Origin of the sequence: Pseudorhodobacter sp. W20_MBD10_FR17, assembly GCF_052119765.1 — a bacterium.
Classification (GTDB): Bacteria; Pseudomonadota; Alphaproteobacteria; order Rhodobacterales; family Rhodobacteraceae; genus Pseudorhodobacter.
Genome location: NZ_JBGQOQ010000011.1, coordinates 49608 through 70171 on the forward strand (window position 1 = coordinate 49608; position 20564 = coordinate 70171).

At 57.3% G+C, this 20564-nt stretch carries 26 protein-coding genes; 16 read left to right on the plus strand and 10 right to left on the minus strand.

All coding sequences use genetic code 11. The features are described 5' to 3' along the window. Positions 1–240 (minus strand): accessory factor UbiK family protein, encoded by a 240-nt coding sequence (locus ACEN2J_RS09555; RefSeq protein WP_442105321.1) that lies wholly within the window; start codon positions 238–240, stop codon positions 1–3. A 153-nt stretch (positions 241–393) separates the two neighbouring features. Between ACEN2J_RS09555 and lgt the strand changes: the two genes are divergently transcribed. The 4 genes from lgt to ACEN2J_RS09575 all read left to right on the plus strand — a co-directional run bounded on the left by lgt (position 394) and on the right by ACEN2J_RS09575 (position 3495). After that, positions 394–1278 (plus strand): prolipoprotein diacylglyceryl transferase, encoded by an 885-nt coding sequence (gene lgt, locus ACEN2J_RS09560; protein ID WP_442105323.1) that lies wholly within the window; start codon positions 394–396, stop codon positions 1276–1278. Further along, entirely contained in the window at positions 1265–2350 is a 1086-nt protein-coding gene (locus ACEN2J_RS09565; RefSeq protein WP_442105325.1) for a class I SAM-dependent methyltransferase, read from the plus strand. Before lgt ends, ACEN2J_RS09565 begins: the two co-directional genes overlap by 14 nt. Next, positions 2343–3095, plus strand: coding sequence for a peptidoglycan editing factor PgeF (gene pgeF / locus ACEN2J_RS09570; RefSeq protein WP_442105327.1), 753 nt, complete (start codon positions 2343–2345; stop codon positions 3093–3095). Before ACEN2J_RS09565 ends, pgeF begins: the two co-directional genes overlap by 8 nt. A gap of 244 nt (positions 3096–3339) precedes the next feature. Beyond that, on the plus strand, positions 3340–3495 hold the full coding sequence (locus tag ACEN2J_RS09575; protein WP_442105328.1) for a hypothetical protein: 156 nt from the start codon (positions 3340–3342) through the stop codon (positions 3493–3495). Positions 3496–3946: 451 nt separating this feature from the next. On the opposite strand, the gene ACEN2J_RS09580 is transcribed toward ACEN2J_RS09575, so the two are convergent. Beyond that, entirely contained in the window at positions 3947–4447 is a 501-nt protein-coding gene (locus ACEN2J_RS09580; protein ID WP_442105330.1) for an Lrp/AsnC family transcriptional regulator, read from the minus strand. Positions 4448–4636: 189 nt separating this feature from the next. Between ACEN2J_RS09580 and trxB the strand changes: the two genes are divergently transcribed. Further along, positions 4637–5578: a thioredoxin-disulfide reductase gene (gene trxB, locus ACEN2J_RS09585; RefSeq protein ID WP_442105331.1), complete on the plus strand. Its 942-nt coding sequence runs from the start codon at positions 4637–4639 to the stop codon at positions 5576–5578. A 58-nt stretch (positions 5579–5636) separates the two neighbouring features. On the opposite strand, the gene ACEN2J_RS09590 is transcribed toward trxB, so the two are convergent. From ACEN2J_RS09590 to ACEN2J_RS09600, 3 genes are all read right to left on the minus strand, one after another. After that, entirely contained in the window at positions 5637–6068 is a 432-nt protein-coding gene (locus tag ACEN2J_RS09590; protein WP_442105332.1) for a DsrE family protein, read from the minus strand. 215 nt (positions 6069–6283) lie between these two features. Then, positions 6284–6511 (minus strand): DUF1150 family protein, encoded by a 228-nt coding sequence (locus ACEN2J_RS09595; RefSeq protein ID WP_442105333.1) that lies wholly within the window; start codon positions 6509–6511, stop codon positions 6284–6286. Between the two features lie 12 nt (positions 6512–6523). Continuing rightward, positions 6524–6937, minus strand: a complete 414-nt coding sequence (locus ACEN2J_RS09600) for an Hsp20 family protein (RefSeq protein WP_442105335.1) — start codon at positions 6935–6937, stop codon at positions 6524–6526. A 199-nt stretch (positions 6938–7136) separates the two neighbouring features. On the opposite strand from ACEN2J_RS09600, the gene ACEN2J_RS09605 reads away from it, so the two are divergent. The 3 genes from ACEN2J_RS09605 to ACEN2J_RS09615 all read left to right on the plus strand — a co-directional run bounded on the left by ACEN2J_RS09605 (position 7137) and on the right by ACEN2J_RS09615 (position 9118). Next, positions 7137–7355 carry a YdcH family protein gene (locus tag ACEN2J_RS09605; RefSeq protein ID WP_442105336.1) on the plus strand — a complete coding sequence of 73 codons (219 nt, stop codon included), beginning with the start codon at positions 7137–7139 and terminating at the stop codon, positions 7353–7355. Between the two features lie 208 nt (positions 7356–7563). Continuing rightward, entirely contained in the window at positions 7564–8049 is a 486-nt protein-coding gene (gene purE, locus ACEN2J_RS09610) for a 5-(carboxyamino)imidazole ribonucleotide mutase (RefSeq protein WP_442105338.1), read from the plus strand. Then, a complete protein-coding gene (locus tag ACEN2J_RS09615; RefSeq protein WP_442105339.1) occupies positions 8042–9118 on the plus strand; it encodes a 5-(carboxyamino)imidazole ribonucleotide synthase in 1077 nt (358 codons plus the stop codon). The genes purE and ACEN2J_RS09615 overlap by 8 nt, the downstream gene beginning before the upstream one ends. 229 nt (positions 9119–9347) lie before the next feature. On the opposite strand, the gene ACEN2J_RS09620 is transcribed toward ACEN2J_RS09615, so the two are convergent. Next, a complete protein-coding gene (locus tag ACEN2J_RS09620) occupies positions 9348–9794 on the minus strand; it encodes an NUDIX domain-containing protein (protein ID WP_442105341.1) in 447 nt (148 codons plus the stop codon). Between the two features lie 63 nt (positions 9795–9857). Here ACEN2J_RS09620 and ACEN2J_RS09625 point away from each other — a divergent pair, with 63 nt between their 5' ends. Beyond that, entirely contained in the window at positions 9858–10631 is a 774-nt protein-coding gene (locus ACEN2J_RS09625; RefSeq protein ID WP_442105343.1) for an esterase/lipase family protein, read from the plus strand. Here the strand turns inward: ACEN2J_RS09625 and ACEN2J_RS09630 are convergent, their stop codons facing one another. The 3 genes from ACEN2J_RS09630 to ACEN2J_RS09640 all read right to left on the minus strand — a co-directional run bounded on the left by ACEN2J_RS09630 (position 10632) and on the right by ACEN2J_RS09640 (position 13700). Further along, on the minus strand, positions 10632–11471 hold the full coding sequence (locus tag ACEN2J_RS09630; RefSeq protein WP_442105344.1) for a DMT family transporter: 840 nt from the start codon (positions 11469–11471) through the stop codon (positions 10632–10634). A 205-nt stretch (positions 11472–11676) separates the two neighbouring features. Further along, positions 11677–13326: a chaperonin GroEL gene (gene groL, locus ACEN2J_RS09635; RefSeq protein ID WP_442105346.1), complete on the minus strand. Its 1650-nt coding sequence runs from the start codon at positions 13324–13326 to the stop codon at positions 11677–11679. Positions 13327–13412: 86 nt separating this feature from the next. Beyond that, complete coding sequence (locus ACEN2J_RS09640) at positions 13413–13700, minus strand: co-chaperone GroES (protein ID WP_442105348.1); 288 nt, start codon at positions 13698–13700, stop codon at positions 13413–13415. Positions 13701–13898: 198 nt separating this feature from the next. Between ACEN2J_RS09640 and ACEN2J_RS09645 the strand changes: the two genes are divergently transcribed. The 7 genes from ACEN2J_RS09645 to ACEN2J_RS09675 all read left to right on the plus strand — a co-directional run bounded on the left by ACEN2J_RS09645 (position 13899) and on the right by ACEN2J_RS09675 (position 19862). After that, positions 13899–14885, plus strand: a complete 987-nt coding sequence (locus tag ACEN2J_RS09645) for a TraB/GumN family protein (RefSeq protein WP_442105350.1) — start codon at positions 13899–13901, stop codon at positions 14883–14885. A gap of 76 nt (positions 14886–14961) precedes the next feature. Then, the gene (locus ACEN2J_RS09650) at positions 14962–15882 is read left to right on the plus strand and encodes a manganese-dependent inorganic pyrophosphatase (RefSeq protein ID WP_442105352.1); all 921 of its coding nucleotides are present in this window, start codon (positions 14962–14964) and stop codon (positions 15880–15882) included. 63 nt (positions 15883–15945) lie between these two features. Then, the gene (locus ACEN2J_RS09655) at positions 15946–16839 is read left to right on the plus strand and encodes a TIGR01459 family HAD-type hydrolase (protein ID WP_442105354.1); all 894 of its coding nucleotides are present in this window, start codon (positions 15946–15948) and stop codon (positions 16837–16839) included. Positions 16840–16969: 130 nt separating this feature from the next. Then, entirely contained in the window at positions 16970–17413 is a 444-nt protein-coding gene (locus ACEN2J_RS09660) for a MaoC family dehydratase (protein WP_442105356.1), read from the plus strand. Positions 17414–17440: 27 nt separating this feature from the next. Further along, on the plus strand, positions 17441–18367 hold the full coding sequence (locus ACEN2J_RS09665) for a bifunctional riboflavin kinase/FAD synthetase (protein ID WP_442105358.1): 927 nt from the start codon (positions 17441–17443) through the stop codon (positions 18365–18367). Beyond that, a complete protein-coding gene (locus ACEN2J_RS09670) occupies positions 18364–18846 on the plus strand; it encodes a YcgN family cysteine cluster protein (protein ID WP_442105360.1) in 483 nt (160 codons plus the stop codon). The genes ACEN2J_RS09665 and ACEN2J_RS09670 overlap by 4 nt, the downstream gene beginning before the upstream one ends. After that, positions 18846–19862 carry a threonine aldolase family protein gene (locus ACEN2J_RS09675; protein ID WP_442105362.1) on the plus strand — a complete coding sequence of 339 codons (1017 nt, stop codon included), beginning with the start codon at positions 18846–18848 and terminating at the stop codon, positions 19860–19862. Before ACEN2J_RS09670 ends, ACEN2J_RS09675 begins: the two co-directional genes overlap by 1 nt. Positions 19863–19881: 19 nt before the next feature. Here ACEN2J_RS09675 and ACEN2J_RS09680 read toward each other — a convergent pair whose 3' ends face one another. Then, entirely contained in the window at positions 19882–20478 is a 597-nt protein-coding gene (locus ACEN2J_RS09680) for a 2-hydroxychromene-2-carboxylate isomerase (RefSeq protein WP_442105363.1), read from the minus strand. Positions 20479–20564: the final 86 nt, after the last annotated feature.

Here is a 20564-nt window from a genome sequence, read left to right on the forward strand (position 1 = left end):
TTACTTGGCTTCCAATGCGGCCAAACGTGCCGACAGCGCCTCGTTTTCCTCACGCGCTTTTTGCGCCATCGCGCGGACGGCGTCAAATTCCTCACGCGTGACGAAATCACGGCTGGCCATCCAACGGTCGACCATGCTGCTCATCGCGGTTTCTGCCTCGGTTTTGGCGCCTTGGGCCACGCCCATCGCATTGGTCATCAGTTGCGACATATCATCGAAAAATTTGTTGCGGGTCTGCATCGGGGCCTCCTAAAGGTGCCGGTGGTTGTGAAAACGGTTACCCCATATATGGCGATCCATCGCCGCAGGGGCAAGCGGCTGCGGCGAATTGGTTGACATCGCGCCAACAGCACCCGAAAACCCCCACCAACTGCCTCGCATAAGGACCGCGCCATGCACGGCTACATCCCCTTTCCCAATATCTCGCCCGAGCTGTTTTCGATCAGTTTTGGCGGTCTGACCTTTGCTCTGCGCTGGTATGCGCTAGCCTATATTGCGGGGATGATGATCGGCTGGCGGCTGGTTCTACATGCCATCGCCACGCCGCGGCTGTGGGCGGGCAGCGCGCCTATGACGGCCGAGCAGGTAGAGCGCCTGCTGACATGGGTGATCATCGGGGTAATTTTGGGTGGCCGGTTGGGGTTCGTGCTGTTTTACCAGCCCGGTTATTACCTGTCGCACCCGCTTGAGGTGCTAATGGTTTGGCAAGGTGGCATGTCGTTTCATGGCGGCTTTATGGGTGTGGTTGTGGCGTCATACCTGTTTTTCCGGTCAGAAAGGATTCCGCTTTTGCCTGCCGCCGACCTGCTTGCAATTGCCGCCCCGCCCGGCCTGCTGCTGGGACGCATCGCCAATTTCATCAACGCCGAGCTATGGGGCCGCCCGACCGACATGCCATGGGCCGTGGCCTTTCCCGGCGATGCCGCGCAATATTGCCCCGATGTGGTGGGGGTTTGCGCCCGCCATCCCAGCCAGATTTATGAGGCGGGATTAGAGGGGCTGCTTCTGGGGGGGGCTTTGCTGTGGCTGGTGTACCGCCGCAATTGGCTGCGCCATCCCGGCCAAGTGATGGGCCTATTCTTTGCCGGTTACGGTGCGGCGCGGTTTTTTGTTGAATTTTTCCGCCAACCCGACGCGCAGTTTCAATCGATCGGCAACCCGCTTGGCCTTGCCTTTCATCTTGGCGGCTACGGGCTGACGATGGGTCAAACCCTGTCGCTGCCAATGATTATTGTCGGGCTGGTGCTGATTTGGTGGGCGCGTCGTGACAAAGCCTGAGACCGATTTGGAAACCCTGTTAAAGGCGCAGATCGCCGCCGACGGGCCGATCACGCTGGCCGCGTATATGGCGACGTGCCTGCTGCACCCCGACTATGGCTATTACACCACCCGCGACCCGCTGGGCCGTGCAGGCGACTTTATCACCTCGCCCGAAATCAGCCAGATGTTTGGCGAGTTGTTGGGCCTGTGTTTGGCCCAAGCATGGGTAGACCAAGGTGCGCCCGACCGGTTTATTCTGGCCGAGCTTGGCCCCGGCCGAGGCACGCTTATGGCTGACCTGCTGCGCGCCACCCGCAAGGTTCCGGGCTTTCATGCGGCGGCGACCTTGCATCTGGTCGAGGCCTCGCCCAGCCTGCGTGCTTTGCAAAAACAAGCGCTTGCCAGCTATCCGGTCACATGGTCCGACAGTATTGACGCGGTGCAAAATGACGCCCCGCTGTTCCTGATCGCGAATGAGTTTTTTGACGCGCTGCCGATCCAGCAATTCACCCGCCACGCGGGCGGCTGGTGCGAAACGATTATCGGCGTGGCGCAAAATCAGCTGGTCAAAGGCTATGCTGCACCCGTTTTGCAGCCCGAGCTAGCCCACCGCCTTGAGGATACAAAGCCCGGCCAAGTGGTCGAGACCCGCCCTGACGCGACCCCAATCATGGCCCGTATCGGGGGCCAAATCGCAAGGCATGGCGGGGCTGCGGTGATTATTGATTATGGCAACTGGCGCTCTAATGGCGATACGCTGCAAGCCATGCGAAACCACGCCTTTGCCGACCCGTTTGCGCAGCCCGGCCACGCCGACCTAACCGCCCATGTCGATTTTGAGGCCATAGCGCAGGCCGCAAGCCCAGCCACGGCCACTGGCCTGACAGATCAAGGCGCGCTGCTGGCCCGTTTGGGCATCGGTGCGCGGGCTGAATTATTATCGCGCAATCTGACGGGTGCCGCATTGGAAAATCACCTCAGCGCTACACAACGCTTGACCCGCGCCGAAGAAATGGGAAGCTTGTTCAAAGCGCTGGCCCTTTACGCCCCCCATCACCCAGCACCTGCGGGATTTGACCAAAATGCTTGAAATTATCACCGCTGACGCCTTACAACCGCTTCGCCACGGTTTTTTCACCCGTAAAGGTGGGGCATCCTCGGGTATTTTTCAGGGCCTGAACTGCGGGCCCGGCAGCACCGACCTGTCCGAGGCAGTTGATATTAACCGCGCCCGCGTGGCTGCCGCGATGGATGTGACCACCGATCATTTGCAAACCGTGCATCAGGTTCATTCCCCCGATGTCGTCACCCTGACAGGCCCTCTGATCATCCGCCCGCGCGCCGATGCAATGGTGACAGCCACGCCGGGCATCGCGCTGGGAATTCTGACCGCCGACTGCCAACCCGTGTTGTTTGCAGACCCCATCGCGGGCGTGATTGGCGCGGCCCATGCGGGCTGGCGTGGCGTCAAAGATGGCGTGCTAGAATCCACGCTGGATGCAATGGAGGCCCTGGGTGCCACCCGCGCCAACATCACCGCCGTCATTGGCCCGTGCATTTCGCAAGCCGCCTATGAGGTTGGCCCCGAATTCATGGAAAGCTTTATCGACGACACCCCTGAAAACGCTCGCTTTTTCGCCGGTGGCAAGGGCGACCGAGTTTTGTTTGATTTGCCCGCTTTTGGCCTGACAAAGCTGCGCGCCGCAGGTGTGGGCCATGCGGAATGGACACGCCATTGCACCTATTCAGACGCCGAGCGGTTCTTTTCCTATCGACGCACCACCCATTTGAATGAGGCTGACTATGGTCGCCTGATCTCGGTTATCCGGCTTTAAATCACAAGCCGATTGGGGCCAAAGCGTGGCTGATTTCGCCGCACTTCGGCCCCAAAGCTGTTAAAAATCTTGGTAAAAACAGACAAATCCCCTTTGTTTCATGGCGAAACCGAATAGTTACAACGCCGCCACAATCTGCCACCGCCACGCGACAGAATTCTTTGAAAACTGAATGCGCCGCCAAATCTGCGCCCCATTGCTCCGGCATATTTGGTCACACAAACCGACAATGCAGGAGTAGATCATGAAACAACGCCGCTGGCTAAAATCCATTATCGCCACGAGCCAAGAGCAAATGCCCGCTCTGCCGTTTCAACGTGGCAACCGGCGCAAACCAATTTCGCTTAAATCAGCGCCCCCCGCACCTTCGGCAGAACGCGCGACAGTAGCAACTCAATAAGGTTTGTGGAACTTGAGCAAACACTTGGCTGCTGCAGGACTAAGCCACGCTTTTTAACTAAATTCCGAATCACGGATAAGGTGCTAGTGCACTATTTTTAGCCAATTTCAATTATATTATTATATACTTTTAAAACAAACCACGCCGTACACGGGCATTGTTGCGCCAAACTAAATTAATTGAGAATAAACTTTGACACGCCGCCTCATTTCAGCCATTTTCCCTCAAGTGGCGCGATAGGTTATCGCACCATTCGGAGGTTCGGGCGGCAAGTATGATAAGACCAAAGGGTGATCGGGCCTAAGGCACTCTTTCCGTCACAACGGCCAGGTTTCAAAAAGGGCGGCCCTGATATGCTCCTCTGGCATATCGCGACGGGGCCGCTTCTTTTGTTTTAAAGATCGTGCCGAGAAACCGCCGCGTCAGATATTTCAGTGAAAAACCGAAACCCTTAGGCGTTCCGGTTTAGCCGTTCTTCCAAAACCTCAAACGGCACGCCCGGCTCATCCTTCGCGCCACGGATCACAAGGCTGGTCTTAACGCTAGCCACGTTTTCGGCCTTCAATAAATCGCCCGTCAAAAAGCTTTGAAACGTCGAAAGATCGGGCGCCACGCATTTTAGAATAAAATCGATCTCACCATTCAGCATATGACATTCACGCACCAAGGGCCACGCACGGCACCGGCCCTCAAACGCCGAGAGGTCGCCCTCAGCTTGGCTGTGCAGGCGCACCATGGCGAAAACCTGCACCTCGAACCCCATTTCGCGCGCATCAATATCGGCGTGATAGCCTTTAATATAACCCGCCTCCTCTAGCGTGCGCACGCGGCGCAAACAGGGCGGCGCCGAAATACCGACGCGTTTTGCCAATTCCACATTGGTCATCCGGCCATCGGCTTGCAATTCCGCGAGGATCTGGCGGTCGATAGGATCCAATTTCGAGCCAGCCATAACGTTCCATTCCTTTTGTACTACAGCATTTATTGGCGGACCTTATGTTTTCCAACAGCTTTGCGCAATAATGTTTCAACGTTGCGCAACAAATTGTCATAAGGCGACGAAGGCCTGCGGCGGTTTGAGGGGTTTTCGCCCCAGCCCACAGCGCCTATATGGAGTAAGCAACATTTCTTTGGGGGCATCATGGCCGAGACACGTCACAGCAAAATTCTGATCATCGGTTCCGGGCCTGCAGGCTATACCGCCGCCGTTTATGCGGCCCGTGCAATGACCAACCCGATTTTGGTCCAAGGCCTGCAGCCCGGCGGCCAACTGACCATCACGACCGAGGTTGAAAACTGGCCCGGTGACAGCCATGTCCAAGGCCCCGACCTGATGGTGCGGATGGAAGAGCATGCACGCGCGATGGGGGCCGAGGTGATTTCAGATTACATCGCCAACCTTGATCTGTCCAAGCGCCCGTTTACCGCGCAGGCCGACAGTGGCACCACATATACCGCCGATGCCGTGATTTTGGCGACTGGCGCGCAGGCCAAATGGCTAGGCCTGCCATCGGAAGAAAAGTTCAAAGGCTTTGGTGTTTCGGCTTGTGCGACCTGCGACGGTTTCTTTTACCGTGGCAAAGAGGTTGTCGTCATTGGCGGCGGCAATACGGCTGTTGAAGAAGCGCTATTTTTGACCAATTTCGCCACCAAAGTCACATTGATCCACCGCCGCGACAGCCTTCGTGCCGAAAAGATTATGCAGGATCGTTTGTTCAAAAACCCCAAAGTTGAAATGCTTTGGAACCATTCGGTTGAAGAAGTTCTGGGCGACACATCGCCTTTGGGTGTGACCGCAGTGCGCGCCAAAAACGTTGAAACGGGCGAGATTACAGACGTGCCTTGTGCTGGCTTCTTTGTTGCCATCGGCCACGCTCCGGCCTCGGAATTGGTTAAGGATCAGCTTGAATTGCATAATGGCGGCTACGTTAAGGTAAAGGCGGGCAGCACGCTGACCTCTATTCCCGGCGTGTTTGCTGCGGGCGATTTGACAGACCACGTTTATCGCCAAGCTGTCACCTCGGCCGGAATGGGGTGCATGGCCGCCCTTGATGCCGAACGGTTCTTGGCCGAACAAGAGTAATGAAAAACGGCCGGGGGCAAAACGCTCCCGGCCGCCCAAGGTTCATCCTTTGCGCCAATTACGGGCGCACATAGGCAAAGCCTTGTTCCTGCAGCTCAATCAGCCGCACTACACCCGAAGGCACAACCACCGCCTCGGACACCAAGGGCACGTCTGCCCCCGCTTTTTTCGTCATCGCCGCAAGGGTGTTGCCACAGGCCGAAAACTTGATCTTTGGCATTTCAAGCGACATCGCAGACAGCCGATCCGCCACAGGCGATTTGCCCACGACAAACATGTTCAACCCCGGCCCATAGGCGACCAGCTCAATCTCGACCATGTCACCGATGGACTCGTAATAACTGTTAACGTTTTGCGCGTTATTCAACGCCATATTCATCACCGCCGGATCATTTTCATCGACATGAATGGCGAGATGATGTGCGACGCCTTCGGCAAGTGCTGCGAATGGCAAGAGTGCGGCAAGTGCAAATGTTGCGAGCAGTTTCATCGTTTTTTCCTCCCTATTTCGAAAGGGAAGGATGAAACACATCCGCAAAGATTGATATGTATAATCGCGTGCTCCGCAAAAAATTGCACCAAGGTGGCCCCGTCACACCGCCCTTTTAGCGGGTCGGGAAACGGAGACTTTTGTTTTGCTGCCATTCGCCATTCGGGCGCACGCGAAAGGCGACACGATATGGCTTGTTGTCTTTCCGAAAGGCGTTAATGCACGCTGACCGGCGCAAAGTCGTGCTCCCGTGCCAAAGCAAACGCCATGCGCTTGTCGGCAACCAAGGCCAAACGCTCACCATTACCACGATGCACTGCAAAAATCCGCGTCAGGCCTTCGGCTTGTTCTTGTAACTCAAACGGCAGGTCGGCCACGTCAACTGAGCGCACATAAACGATCCGGTCTGCGGGTTTCGTCATTTTGTCAAAAGGCGTTTCCATAGGTTTTACTCCTTAACGGCGGTCAATTGGAATGGTTTGCACAACGACATCTGGCGTCGCGCGGCGCAATTCGATATGCAGCAGGCCATGTTCAAGCCCTGCGCGCGCGACCTCAACCCCTTCAGCCAAAACGAAAGACCGCTGAAAAGCCCGTGCCGCGATACCGCGGTGCAGGAACAGGCGCTGGGTGTCATCCTCGGCTTGTCGGCCCCGCACCACCAACTGGCGGTTTTCAACCGTGATGCCGAGATCATCTTCGCAAAAACCGGCAACGGCCAGAGTAATGCGATAGTCATTTTCCGACACCGCCTCAATATTGAACGGGGGGTATCCCTCGGCGGCGGTTTTTGCTGTGCGTTCGACCAGCCGTTCCAGCTGTTCAAAGCCCAAAAGATGGGGGTGCGCCCCAAAGCTTAATTTTGTCATCGACATGTCCTTTTCAAAGCGACAGTTCGGAGTTGCGGGCCCCATGTGACGGGCGCCCTTATGAATTGAATATGGGGTGCAAAACGCATGGCTGCAAGTGGCACAGTCTATCGCGCGGCTGACAGTTTTCGTACATTTCTTAAACTTCTTCGCTATACTGCGGTTCAAATGGAATGAACGACTCAGTGATCACATATATATGAATGCCTCGAACGAACTAAAACACGACGAAATGCTGCGTATTCGGCTTGCCGTCTTGCAGCGCGAACACCGCGATCTGGATGAGGCGATTGTTGCGGTTGAAGCCTATATCAACCCTGATCAATTAATGCTGCGGCGGCTGAAAAAGCAAAAGCTTAGCCTGAAAGAGCGTATTGTGAAGATTGAGGATGAGCTTATTCCCGATATTATCGCCTAAGGTTTTTTGCGAAAAAGTGGGGGGCGCTCGCGCCCCCCTTGGCCTTGCGGCCAATTCCCCCCTGAGGATATTTTCACCGAACAGAAAGCCGTTGGTGCGGCAGGATAAGGTACATAGGTTTCGTGTTTTGGTGCCATTCCACCTTGCCCCTAAACCTGCCGCAGTTATAGTGCCCGCTTTCTGAGGGCCAGCATAAGGAAATGGCTTTATGGCTATCGAAGTAGGGATCATCATGGGAAGCCAATCGGATTGGCCAACCATGAAAGAGGCGGCGACGCTTTTGGATGAGCTTGGCATAGGTTATGAGGCCAAAATCGTTTCAGCCCATAGAACGCCTGACAGGTTATGGGCCTATGGAAAATCGGCCGTGGATCGCGGATTGAAGGTGATTATTGCCGGTGCTGGTGGGGCCGCGCATTTGCCCGGGATGATGGCGTCAAAAACCCGTGTTCCGGTTGTTGGTGTGCCGGTTCAAACCCGCGCGCTTTCGGGTGTTGATAGCCTGTATTCCATTTTGCAAATGCCGCGCGGATTTCCTGTGGCAACGATGGCAATCGGGTCGGCGGGCGCTGCGAATGCGGCGCTGATGGCGGCGGGCATTCTTGCACTAAACGATCCAGCTTTGGCGCAGCGCCTTGATGCGTGGCGTGAGGCACTGTCGGCCTCGATCCCTGAGGAGCCAAGTGATGACTGACATTTTGGCACTGGGCTCCACAATCGGCATTCTTGGCGGCGGTCAGCTGGGCCGTATGCTTTCGGTTGCTGCGGCGCGGCTGGGTTATAGAACCCATATATTTGAGCCGGGGGCAAACCCGCCTGCTGCCGATGTTGCCCATTCGGTTACCACGGCCAGCTATGATGATGCGGCCGCGCTGACGGCTTTTGCGGGTGCTGTTGATGTTATCACTTATGAGTTTGAAAACATCCCCACCTCGGCGCTTGATTTGCTTGAATCACTGCGGCCCATTCGCCCCGGCAGGCAGGCTTTGGCGATCAGCCAAGACCGCATTGCCGAGAAAGATTTTCTCACTAGCCTTGGCCTGACTGTGGCGCCTTATGCCGCGGTGCGGACGGTTGCCGAACTGGATGCCGCCATTGCCAAAATCGGCTGCCCTGCGATTTTGAAAACCACCCGTTTGGGCTATGATGGCAAAGGCCAAGCGCGGATTATGGCGGCAAGTAATGCCGCCGATGCTTTGGCCGCGATGAACGGTGCCGATGCGGTGCTGGAAGGGTTTATCGACTTTTCGCATGAAGTGTCAGTGATTGCTGCCCGCAGTCTGGACGGCTCGGTTTCGGCCTATGATCCGGGTGAAAACGTGCATCACAGCGGCATTTTGCACAGCACAACTGTGCCCGCCAAACTGACGCCAAGCCAGCGCACGGATGCCGTTTTGCTTGCTGCCCGCATTTTGAACGCGCTGGAGTATGTCGGCGTGATGGGGGTCGAATTGTTCGTCACCCCTGCCGGTTTAATCGTGAATGAAATCGCGCCGCGCGTCCATAACTCGGGTCATTGGACGCAAAACGGGTGCGCTGTCGATCAGTTTGAGCAGCATATTCGCGCCGTGGCGGGCCTGCCTTTGGGCGATGGGTCGCGCTTTGCCGACGTGACTATGGAAAATCTGATCGGCGATGATATGGACCGCGTGCCTGCGATCTTGGCCGAAAAAAATGCAGCCCTTCACCTCTATGGCAAGCCCGAGGCGCGGCCGGGCCGCAAGATGGGCCATGTCAACCGCATCACACGCGGCATTACTTAACCCCTACAGCACAGGCGCCAAATAAAAGCGCCGGTGCTGTAATGTCGCCTAGCGCAGGATCGAATATTTTTTCCGGTTAGAAAGCCTTCGCGCTGTCAAAACGCATAGCCCCACGCGCTATGGGGCCCAACAGCAGCACATAGTCGGCGTCATCCTTAAATAAATCGAACATTGCGCTGCTGTCATCCCGCCCAAATCGGGTGAAATAGAGATATTTTCCAACATAAACCTATTTCACCAACAACTCGAGCGGATCATAGATTATCTCGTTCCCCCAAGCTGACCGCGCCAGACTATCGGGCTTAAAACGAATACACTCCATCTCATCCCTGCTGAAAAAACGGCGCTCGGTTACAATGCCTTCGGGGTCACGCCATGCTACATCCAACGCGCCTGCAATGATGTCACAGCGAAAATACACATCCACTTGATGAAACCCCTGCTCTGGCGCATGAAACTCATTCACCAAAACGGGCGCGCCCACCGCGACGGTCAGGCCGGTTTCCTCATAAACCTCACGGATCAGATTATTTGGCAAACTGGACCCAAGCTCGACCCCGCCGCCCGGCGCGCACCATAAATCGGAAACGCCGCCGCCATAGGCATTGACCAGCAACAACCGATCTTGCTGCAAGATCAGCGCCCGAACGGCCAAACGAGGGGAACGTGGTTTCATGACACTAAGCCTGCAACCGTGCTGCGGAATTGTCCAGCGCCAAGCATTGCAATCGGCCCCGTCATGCCTACCTTGCCCTATATGAAAACACTCACTCTGCTTGCCTTTATCGCCCTCCCCTCCCAGACGTTTGCCCAAACCCCTGACTGTGTTGTGCTGCTGCACGGCTTGGCGCGCAGTGAAAACTCGCTTTTGGCGATGGAGGCCTCTCTAAAGGCCCAAGGATTTCATGTCATAAATCAGGGCTACCCCTCGACCCAATCGCCGATCATCACACTCGTCGAAGAAAACGTCATCCCTGCCGTGGCCGCCTGTGGCAAGGCGCGCACGCATTTTGTGACCCATTCGATGGGCGGCATACTGACCCGCGCCTACCTTGCACGGTACCGGCCCGAAAATATGGGGCGGGTGGTCATGCTGGCCCCGCCCAATCATGGGTCCGAGCTGGTTGATGTCTTGGGCGATCTTTCACTGTTTCAATGGATAAACGGCCCCGCTGGTGCGCAATTGGGCACGGTCCCGACGTCAATGCCAAACCAGTTGCCGCGCCCTGATTACCCGCTGGGCATCATCGCTGGCAACCGCAGCCTGAACCCCGCCGCGTCAATGCTGATTGACGGTCCGGATGATGGTAAAGTGTCGGTAGCCAGCACCGAACTCGGCGGCATGACCGCCCACATCACCCTGCCGGTTACGCATACCTATATGATGCTAAACCCTTTGGTCATTACCCAAACCACGCTGTTCTTGCGCCACGGAGCCTTTGCGCCCGACCTGCCGCTAAGCGAGGCTGTCAAGATTGTGCTTGGCACCCAGATCGTTGAACCCCAAAACTAGCTACCTAGGCCGTCCGCTCAGACTGGCCAAACCAACCCCGCCCAACACCACAAACGCCGCCACAGCAAAGCGCCATGTCAGCGGCTCGCCCAAAAGCAAGGCGCCCGCAATAGCCGCTAAGATAGGCACCGAAAGCTGCGCCACCCCCGCGCGTGACGCCCCCAAACGCGGCACAATCGCATACCAAAGCGCATAGCCCAGCCCAGACATGACCGCCCCCGAAAGGGCCGCTAATGCCACACCAGCCAGCGTCAGCGCGCCTACATCCAACCGCCACAACGCCACGATAAGCATCACCGGCACCGCAAGGCAAAAGTTTGCTGCGGTCGCCGCCAACGGGTCGCGCGCTCCCCTGCCAGCCAGCGAATAAACGCCCCAGCCAATACCGGCTGCCGCCATCAACAACGCAGGCTGCACAGCCACCGCCTGCCCCGCAGGCGACACCAGCCAAACCAATCCAGCAAAGGCCAAAGCGGCCCCCAACCAGCGCAAGACAGGCACTCTCTCACCGGCCATACAGGCGCCGCAAAACATGGTTACCTGCACCATGCCGAACAGGACCAATGCGCCAACCCCTGCGGCCAAATCCACATAAGCCAAGGAAAACCCGACCAAATACAACAACAACCCAATCACACCCGGCGCCCGCCCCGCCCAACCCGGCCAAACCGCCCGGCCCCGCGCCAACACCAAAAGCGCCAAAGCCAGGGCCCCGAACAGCAACCGCAACACAGCAAAATCCAATGCGTCCATGCCAAACTGCGCAACAGCCATCCGGTTCAAAACCGAATTTGCAGCAAAAGCTGCCATTGCCAGCGCCGTTACCCAAAATAGCCGCATTCCATTTTCTTTCTTTACAACCGCCGCCCGGGCATCCCGCACAGCCGCCCCATTTCATCTTGGCACAAATACCTAAAAGCTCTGGCCCCGCAACCGACCTCACAAACACTTGTACCGCGGCCAAAAACGAAAAAGGGCACCCGCAAAGGCGCCCTTTCCCAATTGTCCCACGGATGGGGCAGATCATTTCATGCAAAGCATGAAATTACATCATGCCGCCCATACCGCCCATACCGCCCATGTCTGGCATGCCGCCGCCGCCATTGCCGTCTTTCGAAGGCTTGTCAGCGATCATGGCTTCGGTGGTGATCAGCAGGGAAGCAACCGAAGCTGCGTCTTGCAGAGCAGTCCGAACCACTTTGGCCGGATCGATAACACCAAACTTGAACATGTCGCCATATTCGTCGGTTTGGGCGTTATAGCCGAACTTCGGATCGTTGGACTCGCGGACTTTGCCAGCCACGACCGAGCCGTCAACACCAGCGTTTTGCGCGATCTGGCGCAGTGGTGCTTCCAGAGCTTTGCGAACGATGTTGATACCGTTGGTTTGGTCAGCGTTTGCGCCTTCCAAGCCCAGCAACACTTTGCCAGCCTGAACCAGAGCAACACCACCACCGACAACGATACCTTCTTGTACGGCCGCACGGGTCGCGTTCAAGGCATCATCAACGCGGTCTTTGCGTTCTTTCACTTCGATTTCCGACATGCCGCCAACGCGGATCACAGCAACACCGCCAGCCAGTTTGGCCACGCGCTCTTGCAGTTTTTCTTTGTCGTAATCGGATGTGGTTTCTTCGATCTGGGTACGGATCTGGGCAACGCGTGCCTCGATCTCGGCCTTTTCGCCAGCGCCATCAATGATGGTGGTGGTGTCTTTGGTGATGGTCACTTTCTTGGCGCGGCCAAGCATGTCCATGCCAACGTTTTCCAGCTTCATGCCGAGGTCATCGGAGATAACCTGACCACCGGTCAAGATCGCGATGTCTTGCAACATGGCTTTACGACGATCGCCAAAGCCAGGTGCTTTAACAGCCGCGATTTTCAGGCCGCCGCGCAGTTTGTTCACCACAAGCGTTGCAAGCGCTTCGCCTTCAACATCTTCGGAAATGATCAGCAAAGGCTTTTGCGACTGGATAACTTGCTCCAGCAAAGGCACCATTGGCTGCAACGAAGACAGTTTCTTTTCGTGCAACAGGATCATCACGTCTTCCAGATCAACAATCATCTTGTCTGGGTTGGTGACAAAGTATGGCGACAGGTAACCACGGTCGAACTGCATGCCTTCGACAACTTCGGTTTCTGTTTCCAGACCCTTGTTTTCTTCGACGGTGATAACACCCTCGTTGCCGACTTTCTGCATCGCGTCCGCAATCTGACGGCCGATTTCAGCTTCGCCGTTGGCCGAGATTGTACCAACTTGCGCAACTTCTGCGCTGTCCGAAACAGGGCGTGCAGCCGCTTTGATCGCGTCTACAACCTTGGCAGTTGCCAAGTCGATGCCGCGCTTCAGATCCATCGGGTTCATGCCAGCCGCAACCGACTTCAGACCTTCGATGATGATGGCTTGTGCCAACACAGTCGCAGTCGTGGTGCCGTCGCCAGCTTCGTCATTGGTCCGGGAAGCAACTTCCTTAACCATCTGCGCGCCCATGTTTTCGAACTTGTCGGCAAGCTCGATTTCTTTGGCAACCGTTACACCGTCTTTGGTGATGCGCGGTGCGCCAAAGGATTTGTCGATCACAACGTTACGGCCTTTTGGGCCCAAAGTTACCTTTACCGCGTTGGCAAGGATGTTAACGCCGCGCAACATACGGTCACGGGCATCGGTATCAAATTTGACGTCCTTAGCAGCCATTTTGCTTGCTCCAGTTTGTCTTGAATTTCAATTGATTAGCGTCTCACAAGGTGGCGTGCGCCTTAGCGCACAGCCGACCGTCAGCCTCAGCCGATGGTCCCCATGATGTCGCTTTCTTTCATGATCAGAAGCTCTTTGCCTTCCAGCGTAACTTCTGTGCCCGACCATTTGCCGAACAACACGCGATCACCAACTTTTACGGAAGGTGCGATCAACTCGCCGCTATCCTTGCGTGCGCCTGCGCCAACTGCGATAATTTCGCCTTCGGCTGGCTTTTCTTTTGCGGTGTCGGGGATGATCAGGCCGCCCTTGGTTTTGTCTTCGCCTTCAATGCGGCGAACCAACACTCGGTCATGCAGCGGTGTAAATGCCATCTGTGAACACTCCCTTAAGGTTCCAGGTTAATATCGATTAGCACTCAGTCTGCCCGAGTGCTAACGACACTTACCTAGGCACAGTCCCTCAGCCTGTCAACCACATCATACGCTAAAATTTTACGGCATTTGCAAAGCGCGTCCGCGCATGGCAGGTTCCGGCTCACACGCCACACCCTACCCTAAAAGGCTCTTAAAATGCTCCGCATTGCCCTCGCCCTCTCGCTGTTTTTTGGCGCCACATCCGCCCGCGCCCAATGTGTTGGCGAGAACCTGATTGCCGCGCTGCCCGCAGCCGACCAAAGCGCCTTGCTGGCCGCTGCCCATGCCCAACCCTTTGCCACCGGAAACCTGTGGCAGGCGACGCGCGGCGACGAGGTGCTTTACCTTACCGGTACGTTTCACCTCGACGATCCGCGCCATGACGCTGTAATGGCCCAGCTTTTGCCCCTGCTCGCCCAATCAAAAACCCTGCTGGTTGAGGCTGGCCCAAAGGAAGAGGCCGCACTGCAACAAAAGCTGGCCTCTGACCCCGCAGAGATGATGGATACGGCAGGCTCTGGCCTGAAAGAGGCGCTGTCGGATGAGGATTGGCAAGCCCTGACTGCCGCCCTGCTGCAACGCGGTATCCCTTCCTCATTGGCCGAAAAGCTGCGGCCTTGGTTTGTGTCGATGATGCTAGCGATCCCACCCTGTGCCTTGCAAATGGCGGCCAAAGGCGGCGGGCTTGATAAGCGCCTTATCCTTGCTGCGACAGAACGCGACATTCCGGTCGCGGCGCTAGAGCCTTTTGATACCGCCCTTGGTGTGTTTGACGGCCTTAGCCAAGAGGAACAGCTGCTGATGATCCGCAACGCCCTGCAAGTTGAACAAAACTCCGAAGACTTTCTGACCACGACCGCGGATGCATTCTTTGCCGGCGAAAGCCGCCTGATATGGGAATATTCGCGCTATATCGCCAACACTCTGCCGGGGGCCACACCAGCCTCGACCGATGCCGATTTCGCACAATCCGAAAAGGCGCTGATGTCTGATCGCAACGCTGCATGGATTGAGCATATTGAGGCGGCGCTGCAAAACGGCCCTGCCTTTGCCGCGTTTGGCGCGCTGCATTTGTCGGGCGAAACAGGCGTTCTGGAACTGCTAAAAGCGCGCGGGTTCACCATCACACCGCTGCCCAATTAACCGGTACCTGCTGCGTGACAAACCCGCCGCCCGCGCCTATAAAGCGGCAAAACGAACAGCACATAGGTTTTTCACAATGACCACACTCGTATTCGGCCACAAATCCCCCGACACCGACAGCACCGGATCTCCCATCATCTGGGCATGGTATCTTACCGAAATCCTCGGCATTCCTGCCAAGCCCGTGCTGCTGGGCGAGCCCAATACCGAAGCCGCCTTTGTGCTGAAACATTGGGACCTCGTGAAACCCGAAATCATCGCAGATGTGTCGGCCTCTGATACCTGCTGGATCGTTGATACCAATAACCCGGCCGAGCTGCCGCCCTCAATCAATGAGGCGAATGTCGTCGGCATTATTGACCACCACCTGCTGGTGGGCGGGATTAAAACTAAAGCGCCAATTGATATTACCATCCGCCCGCTGGCCTGCACCGCTACCATTATGCACGACCTGATCGGCGATGCGCTGTCACGTGCGCCGCGCAGCATTAAAGGCGCGATGCTGTCATGCATCATCTCGGACACGCTGCAATTCCGCAGCCCCACGACCACCCCGCATGACCGCGCTGTCGCCGAAAAACTGGCGGCTGATCTGGGCGTATCGATCCCCGATCTTGCGACCGAGCTGTTTGCTGCGAAATCCGATGTCTCGGCGTTTTCCGATGCGGAACTGTTGCGTATGGATAGTAAGGAATACACCGTCGCGGGCAAAGACCTGCGCGTTTCCGTGCTGGAAACCACAGCCCCCGCCGTTGTGCTGGACCGCAAAGCCAGCCTGATGGCATCGATGACCGGCGTTGCGCAAGAGGACGGCGCCGACCAAGTGCTGCTGTTTGTGGTCGATATCATCAAGGAAGAGGCGACGCTGCTGGTCCCCAACGATTTGGTCAAACAAATGGCCGAGGCGTCGTTCGGCGTCACCGTCACAGGCGATACGGTCGTGCTGCCAGGCGTGATGAGCCGCAAAAAGCAGATCATCCCCGCGCTGAAACTCTAGTCATCTGGGAGGCGGCGGCACAACTTTCCCGCCTCCCCCCTGCCCGCCAAAATTGGACCCGACATGCCCCATATTCTGACCAGCTTTGCCGAAATCACCCCCAACTACCGCGCCTTATTCTGCGATCTGTGGGGATGTGTACATGATGGCGTAAAGCCGTTTCCGGCGGCGGTTGCGGCGCTGCAAGCGTTTCGCGCCCAAGGCGGCATTGTTATCCTTGTCTCCAACGCCCCGCGCCCAAAACCCAGTGTTTTGCTGCAACTTGACCGGATCGGCGTGCCGCGCGATGCCTATGATGAGGTGATAACCTCGGGCGATGCTACGCAATACGCCTTTCTGTCCGGCGCGGTTGGTCAAAAGGTCCACCACATCGGCCCCATGCCCAAAGATCAGCCTTTCTTTAGCGAATTTGCCGATCCAGCCTTGGCAAAAATGGCCGCCGAAAACCCGATCGAACTGGTCCCGCTGGATCAGGCCACCGGCGTCATCTGCACCGGCCCGAATTCCGAATTTGACGAAACGCCAGACGATTACCGCGCCGCGTTCCTGCTTGCGAAAACCAACGGCCTGAAGATGCTCTGCGCGAACCCCGATATTGTGGTTGATTATGGTGACAAACGCATCTACTGTGCCGGCGCTTTGGCACAGCTGTATGAGGAAATGGGCGGCGAAGCACTCTATTTCGGCAAGCCCCACCCACCAATCTATGATCTTGCGCGCCGCCGTCTTGCGGCCATCGCGGGCGAGGTGGACGACAGCGCCATCCTCTGTGTGGGCGACGGAATTAACACCGATGTTTTGGGCGGCATGCAAGAAAACCTCGACAGCTTGTTCCTGACCGAGGGGCTGTGCGCAGGCCAATTTGGCCCCGCCGATGCGCTAGATGCCGAGGCGCTGGATGCGTGGCTTGACGCCGAACAGCGCAATCCGACCTATGTGATGGGCACCCTGCGCTAAACCATCACGCAATATTGTTACCAAATTAGCACCGCAATCGGAAATAAATTACCAAGCCGATTGCGCTGCGCTGCGGCATTTGCTATGTCATCCCAGTGATACCTAAACGGGATAACATAGGGATTCGGTCATGTTTGATAATCAACCACGCGGAACGATCTGCATCGAAGATATTGAAATCGGCATGTCCCGCCATCTTTATAAAACCGTCACCGACCGCGATATCGAACTCTTTGCCGAGGTCTCGACCGATCGAAACCCTGTGCATCTTGACGATGCCTATGCACAAGACACGATATTTGAAGGCCGTATCGCCCATGGCATGCTGACCGCGGGGCTCATTTCGGCAGTCATCGGTGAGCAACTTCCCGGCCACGGTGCCGTCTATCTGGGCCAAAGCCTGAAATTCATGGCTCCCGTCCGCCCCGGTGATTGCGTCTATGCCGAGGTAAAGGTGACCGCGATAGATATAGGTCGCCGCCGTGTTACCCTTGAAACCCATTGCGCAGTGGGCGATACCGTGGTGCTAAAGGGTGAAGCGCTGGTTCTGGCGCCTAGCCGCAAGTTTGATTGACATCGGGCATCGCCCGTAAGGACGGGCATGCAGGTTTATCAACATTGGCAAGGGGTTAGCCCCGAACACCGTGGTGCATCCGTTGCGATGGGCAATTTTGACGGCGTCCACCTTGGCCACCAACACGTTATTTCGCTGGCCGCTCAGCACGGCCCTTTGGGAATTGTCACGTTTGAGCCCCACCCGCGCAGCTATTTCGCCCCGCAATCCGGCCCGTTCCGTCTGATGAACGCCGAGGCCCGCGCCAACCGGCTGGCCAAACTGGGCGTGCAAACCTTGTTTGAGCTGCCCTTCGACGCCACCCTCGCCAGCCTGTCCCCTGAGGCGTTTGTGACGCAGGTCCTGGCCGAAGGCCTTGGTGTCTCGCACGTCACCGTCGGTGCGGATTTTTGCTTTGGTATGGGCCGCAAAGGCACTGCTGCCGACCTTGTTTCGCTTTGTGCGACCCAAGGCATTACCGTCCATCTGGCTGACCTTGTACAGGTCGAAAACACCGATATTTCGTCTACGCGCATCCGTCAGGCGCTGTCCGATGGCGACACGAAAACCGCCAGCCAAATGCTGGGCCATTGGCACCGTATCGACGGAGCGGTGATCCACGGCGAAAAGCGCGGGCGGCAGTTGGGCTTTCCCACCGCCAATATGGATGTGACCGGCCTGCACTTGCCCCGCAATGGCGTTTATGCGGTGTATGCCGACGTGCTGACCGGCCCGCAAAAGGGCCATTACCTTGGGGCGGCCAACCTTGGCACCCGCCCGATGTTTGGCGAAAACCGCCCCAACCTTGAAACCTTTCTTTTTGATTTCAAAGGCGATCTTTACGGCCAGCACCTGTCTATCGCCTTTGTCGAATGGCTGCGCGGCGAGGAAAAGTTTGACAGCCTTGAAGCCCTTATCACCCAAATGCACGCCGATTGCGACCGCGCGCGCACCATCCTACAGGCTGCCAAATGACCGATAAACTGCCCCCTATCGCCGCCGCGACCGGCCTGCGCCCGCGCTATTGGGAAACTGTGCCGTTGAAAAAGATGTCGGGCGCGGAATGGGAGGCGCTGTGTGACGGCTGCGGCAAATGCTGCCTTAACAAAATCGAGTATGAGGATAATGGCGAGCTGGCCTTTACCCGCGTTGCCTGCCGCTTGCTTGATGGCGACAGTTGCCGCTGCTCCAACTATGCGACACGCCACAAATATGTGCCGGAATGCGTGCAGCTTACCCCGAAAAAGCTGGAACAAGTGGCCTATTGGCTGCCCACCACCTGCGCTTACCGCCTGATCCACGAATCCAAACCCTTGCCCGAATGGCACCCGCTGATTACCGGCGACCCTGAATCGGTGCATCTTGCCGATGCGTCTGTGCGCGGCTGGACCGTGCCGGAATCCGAGGTGGATGAAGATGATTGGGAAAACTATATCATAACGGAGCGCACATAATGTTTTTCGCCTCAGATAACGGTGCGCCCGTCCCTCAACCGATCATGGATGCCCTTGCGCGTGCCAACACCGGCCAAACCCTATCATATGGTGCCGATGCCCCGATGGCCCGCCTGCGCAGCCAAATTCGCACGCTGTTTGAGGCCCCCGATGCCGAGGTTCACCTTGTCACCACCGGCACCGCTGCCAATTCACTTGCGCTTTCGCTTTATACTCCGCCATTTGGCGCGACGCTGTGCCACCGTCACGCCCATATCGCCGAAGATGAATGCGGCGCACCCGAGTTTTTTAGCGGCGGGGCCAAACTGCTGTTGGTTGACGGCCCGCATGGTAAAATGACGCCAGACACGCTGGCCGCCACATTGGCGCAAAGCGGCGGTTCGGTTCATTCCGTGCAACCCTCGGCCCTGTCCCTGACCAACGTGACCGAGGCCGGCACCACCTACACCCAGGCCGAGTTGACTGCGCTCACCACGATTGCAAAAGCCGCAGGTCTGGGCACGCATCTGGATGGCGCACGCTTTGCCAATGCGCTAGTCGCCACCAACGCCAGCCCCGCCGATCTGACATGGCGCGCGGGCGTTGATGTGCTGACGCTTGGCGGCACCAAAAACGGCCTTTTGGGGGCCGAGGCGATCATTCTGTTTGACCCTGCCAAGTCATGGGAACTGGAATTGCGCCGCAAACGTGCAGGCCACCTCAGTTCAAAAATGCGCTATGTCGCGGCGCAGCTTGAGGCCTGGTTTGAGGGGGGCTATTGGCTGGAATTGGCCAAGCATTCCAACGCGATGGCCGCCCGCCTTGCCGCAGGACTTGCCCGTTTGGAGGGTGCGGAACTGTTGCACCCTGTGCAGGCCAATATCGCCTTTGCCCGCCTGCCCGCCGCCGCCCATGCCCGCGCCAAAGCTGCCGGTGCCGTCTATAGCGATGCGGAGGATGGGCTTTGCCGCCTTGTCTCCGCATGGTGTACGACGCCCGAGGAAGTAGACGCGCTGCTAGCTGCCTTTCGCGGCTAACAGCGCCAATCGCGGGGCCTTATAGCTTGCCACCCAAATACAGGTCCAAGTCCTCAAGCCGGTCTTGACCCCAAAACATCTCATCGCCCACGGCATAGAACGGCGCGCCAAACACGCCCCGCGACACGGCCTCTTCCAGATTGGCAGCATAGGTCTCGGCCCCTGCCAGCATCCCGCTGCCCGCCAACCCCGCATCAAAGCCCGCAGCGGTCAGTGCCGCACGGATCACCTCATCCTCGGCGATGTTCTGCTGCTCTGCCCAACAGGCGCGTGTGATGCCGTGGACCAACCCACCCAAATCACCGCCGCCCGCCGCCTGCGCCGCAATAATCGCGTAGGATGACGGCGCGGGGTTAGTGGGCCAAAACATCGGCGCGGGGTTCATCGGCACCCCTACCTTAGATGCTTGCCGCCGCATTTCTTGCAGGCGGTACGCCTTGCGGCTTTCATGCCGGTCCTTGGGTGCCTGCCCGCCCGTGCGGCCAAACAACGCCACCACATCCAGCGGCTTATAGGCAATGCTCGCGCCATGCCGCGCGGCGATTTCCTCTAACCGTGTGCCTGCCAAATAGGTAAAGGGCGAAATCGTGGCAAAGTAGTAATCAATATGGGTCATTTTAGCGCCTCATCAGCTGTCCAAGGTTTGCGCAGACCCTAACCCGATGGTAAGCGGTGTCAACGCCACCCGAATCCCCGTTGCCC

Excerpts from the sequence above, each read along its gene's own strand:
- ACEN2J_RS09645 (WP_442105350.1), top strand. The coding sequence starts at position 13,899 with ATGCTCCGCATTGCCCTCGCCCTCTCGCTGTTTTTTGGCGCCACATCC.
- ACEN2J_RS09625 (WP_442105343.1), top strand. The coding sequence starts at position 9,858 with ATGCCTACCTTGCCCTATATGAAAACACTCACTCTGCTTGCCTTTATC.
- ACEN2J_RS09580 (WP_442105330.1), bottom strand. The coding sequence starts at position 4,447 with ATGGCTGGCTCGAAATTGGATCCTATCGACCGCCAGATCCTCGCGGAA.
- ACEN2J_RS09650 (WP_442105352.1), top strand. The coding sequence starts at position 14,962 with ATGACCACACTCGTATTCGGCCACAAATCCCCCGACACCGACAGCACC.
- ACEN2J_RS09600 (WP_442105335.1), bottom strand. The coding sequence starts at position 6,937 with ATGACAAAATTAAGCTTTGGGGCGCACCCCCATCTTTTGGGCTTTGAA.
- pgeF (WP_442105327.1), top strand. The coding sequence starts at position 2,343 with ATGCTTGAAATTATCACCGCTGACGCCTTACAACCGCTTCGCCACGGT.
- ACEN2J_RS09605 (WP_442105336.1), top strand. The coding sequence starts at position 7,137 with ATGAATGCCTCGAACGAACTAAAACACGACGAAATGCTGCGTATTCGG.
- ACEN2J_RS09640 (WP_442105348.1), bottom strand. The coding sequence starts at position 13,700 with ATGGCATTTACACCGCTGCATGACCGAGTGTTGGTTCGCCGCATTGAA.
- ACEN2J_RS09590 (WP_442105332.1), bottom strand. The coding sequence starts at position 6,068 with ATGAAACTGCTCGCAACATTTGCACTTGCCGCACTCTTGCCATTCGCA.
- purE (WP_442105338.1), top strand. The coding sequence starts at position 7,564 with ATGGCTATCGAAGTAGGGATCATCATGGGAAGCCAATCGGATTGGCCA.
- ACEN2J_RS09615 (WP_442105339.1), top strand. The coding sequence starts at position 8,042 with ATGACTGACATTTTGGCACTGGGCTCCACAATCGGCATTCTTGGCGGC.
- ACEN2J_RS09630 (WP_442105344.1), bottom strand. The coding sequence starts at position 11,471 with ATGCGGCTATTTTGGGTAACGGCGCTGGCAATGGCAGCTTTTGCTGCA.
- ACEN2J_RS09670 (WP_442105360.1), top strand. The coding sequence starts at position 18,364 with ATGACCGATAAACTGCCCCCTATCGCCGCCGCGACCGGCCTGCGCCCG.
- groL (WP_442105346.1), bottom strand. The coding sequence starts at position 13,326 with ATGGCTGCTAAGGACGTCAAATTTGATACCGATGCCCGTGACCGTATG.
- ACEN2J_RS09595 (WP_442105333.1), bottom strand. The coding sequence starts at position 6,511 with ATGGAAACGCCTTTTGACAAAATGACGAAACCCGCAGACCGGATCGTT.
- ACEN2J_RS09660 (WP_442105356.1), top strand. The coding sequence starts at position 16,970 with ATGTTTGATAATCAACCACGCGGAACGATCTGCATCGAAGATATTGAA.
- ACEN2J_RS09555 (WP_442105321.1), bottom strand. The coding sequence starts at position 240 with ATGCAGACCCGCAACAAATTTTTCGATGATATGTCGCAACTGATGACC.
- ACEN2J_RS09675 (WP_442105362.1), top strand. The coding sequence starts at position 18,846 with ATGTTTTTCGCCTCAGATAACGGTGCGCCCGTCCCTCAACCGATCATG.
- lgt (WP_442105323.1), top strand. The coding sequence starts at position 394 with ATGCACGGCTACATCCCCTTTCCCAATATCTCGCCCGAGCTGTTTTCG.
- ACEN2J_RS09665 (WP_442105358.1), top strand. The coding sequence starts at position 17,441 with ATGCAGGTTTATCAACATTGGCAAGGGGTTAGCCCCGAACACCGTGGT.
- ACEN2J_RS09620 (WP_442105341.1), bottom strand. The coding sequence starts at position 9,794 with ATGAAACCACGTTCCCCTCGTTTGGCCGTTCGGGCGCTGATCTTGCAG.
- ACEN2J_RS09575 (WP_442105328.1), top strand. The coding sequence starts at position 3,340 with ATGAAACAACGCCGCTGGCTAAAATCCATTATCGCCACGAGCCAAGAG.
- ACEN2J_RS09655 (WP_442105354.1), top strand. The coding sequence starts at position 15,946 with ATGCCCCATATTCTGACCAGCTTTGCCGAAATCACCCCCAACTACCGC.
- trxB (WP_442105331.1), top strand. The coding sequence starts at position 4,637 with ATGGCCGAGACACGTCACAGCAAAATTCTGATCATCGGTTCCGGGCCT.
- ACEN2J_RS09680 (WP_442105363.1), bottom strand. The coding sequence starts at position 20,478 with ATGACCCATATTGATTACTACTTTGCCACGATTTCGCCCTTTACCTAT.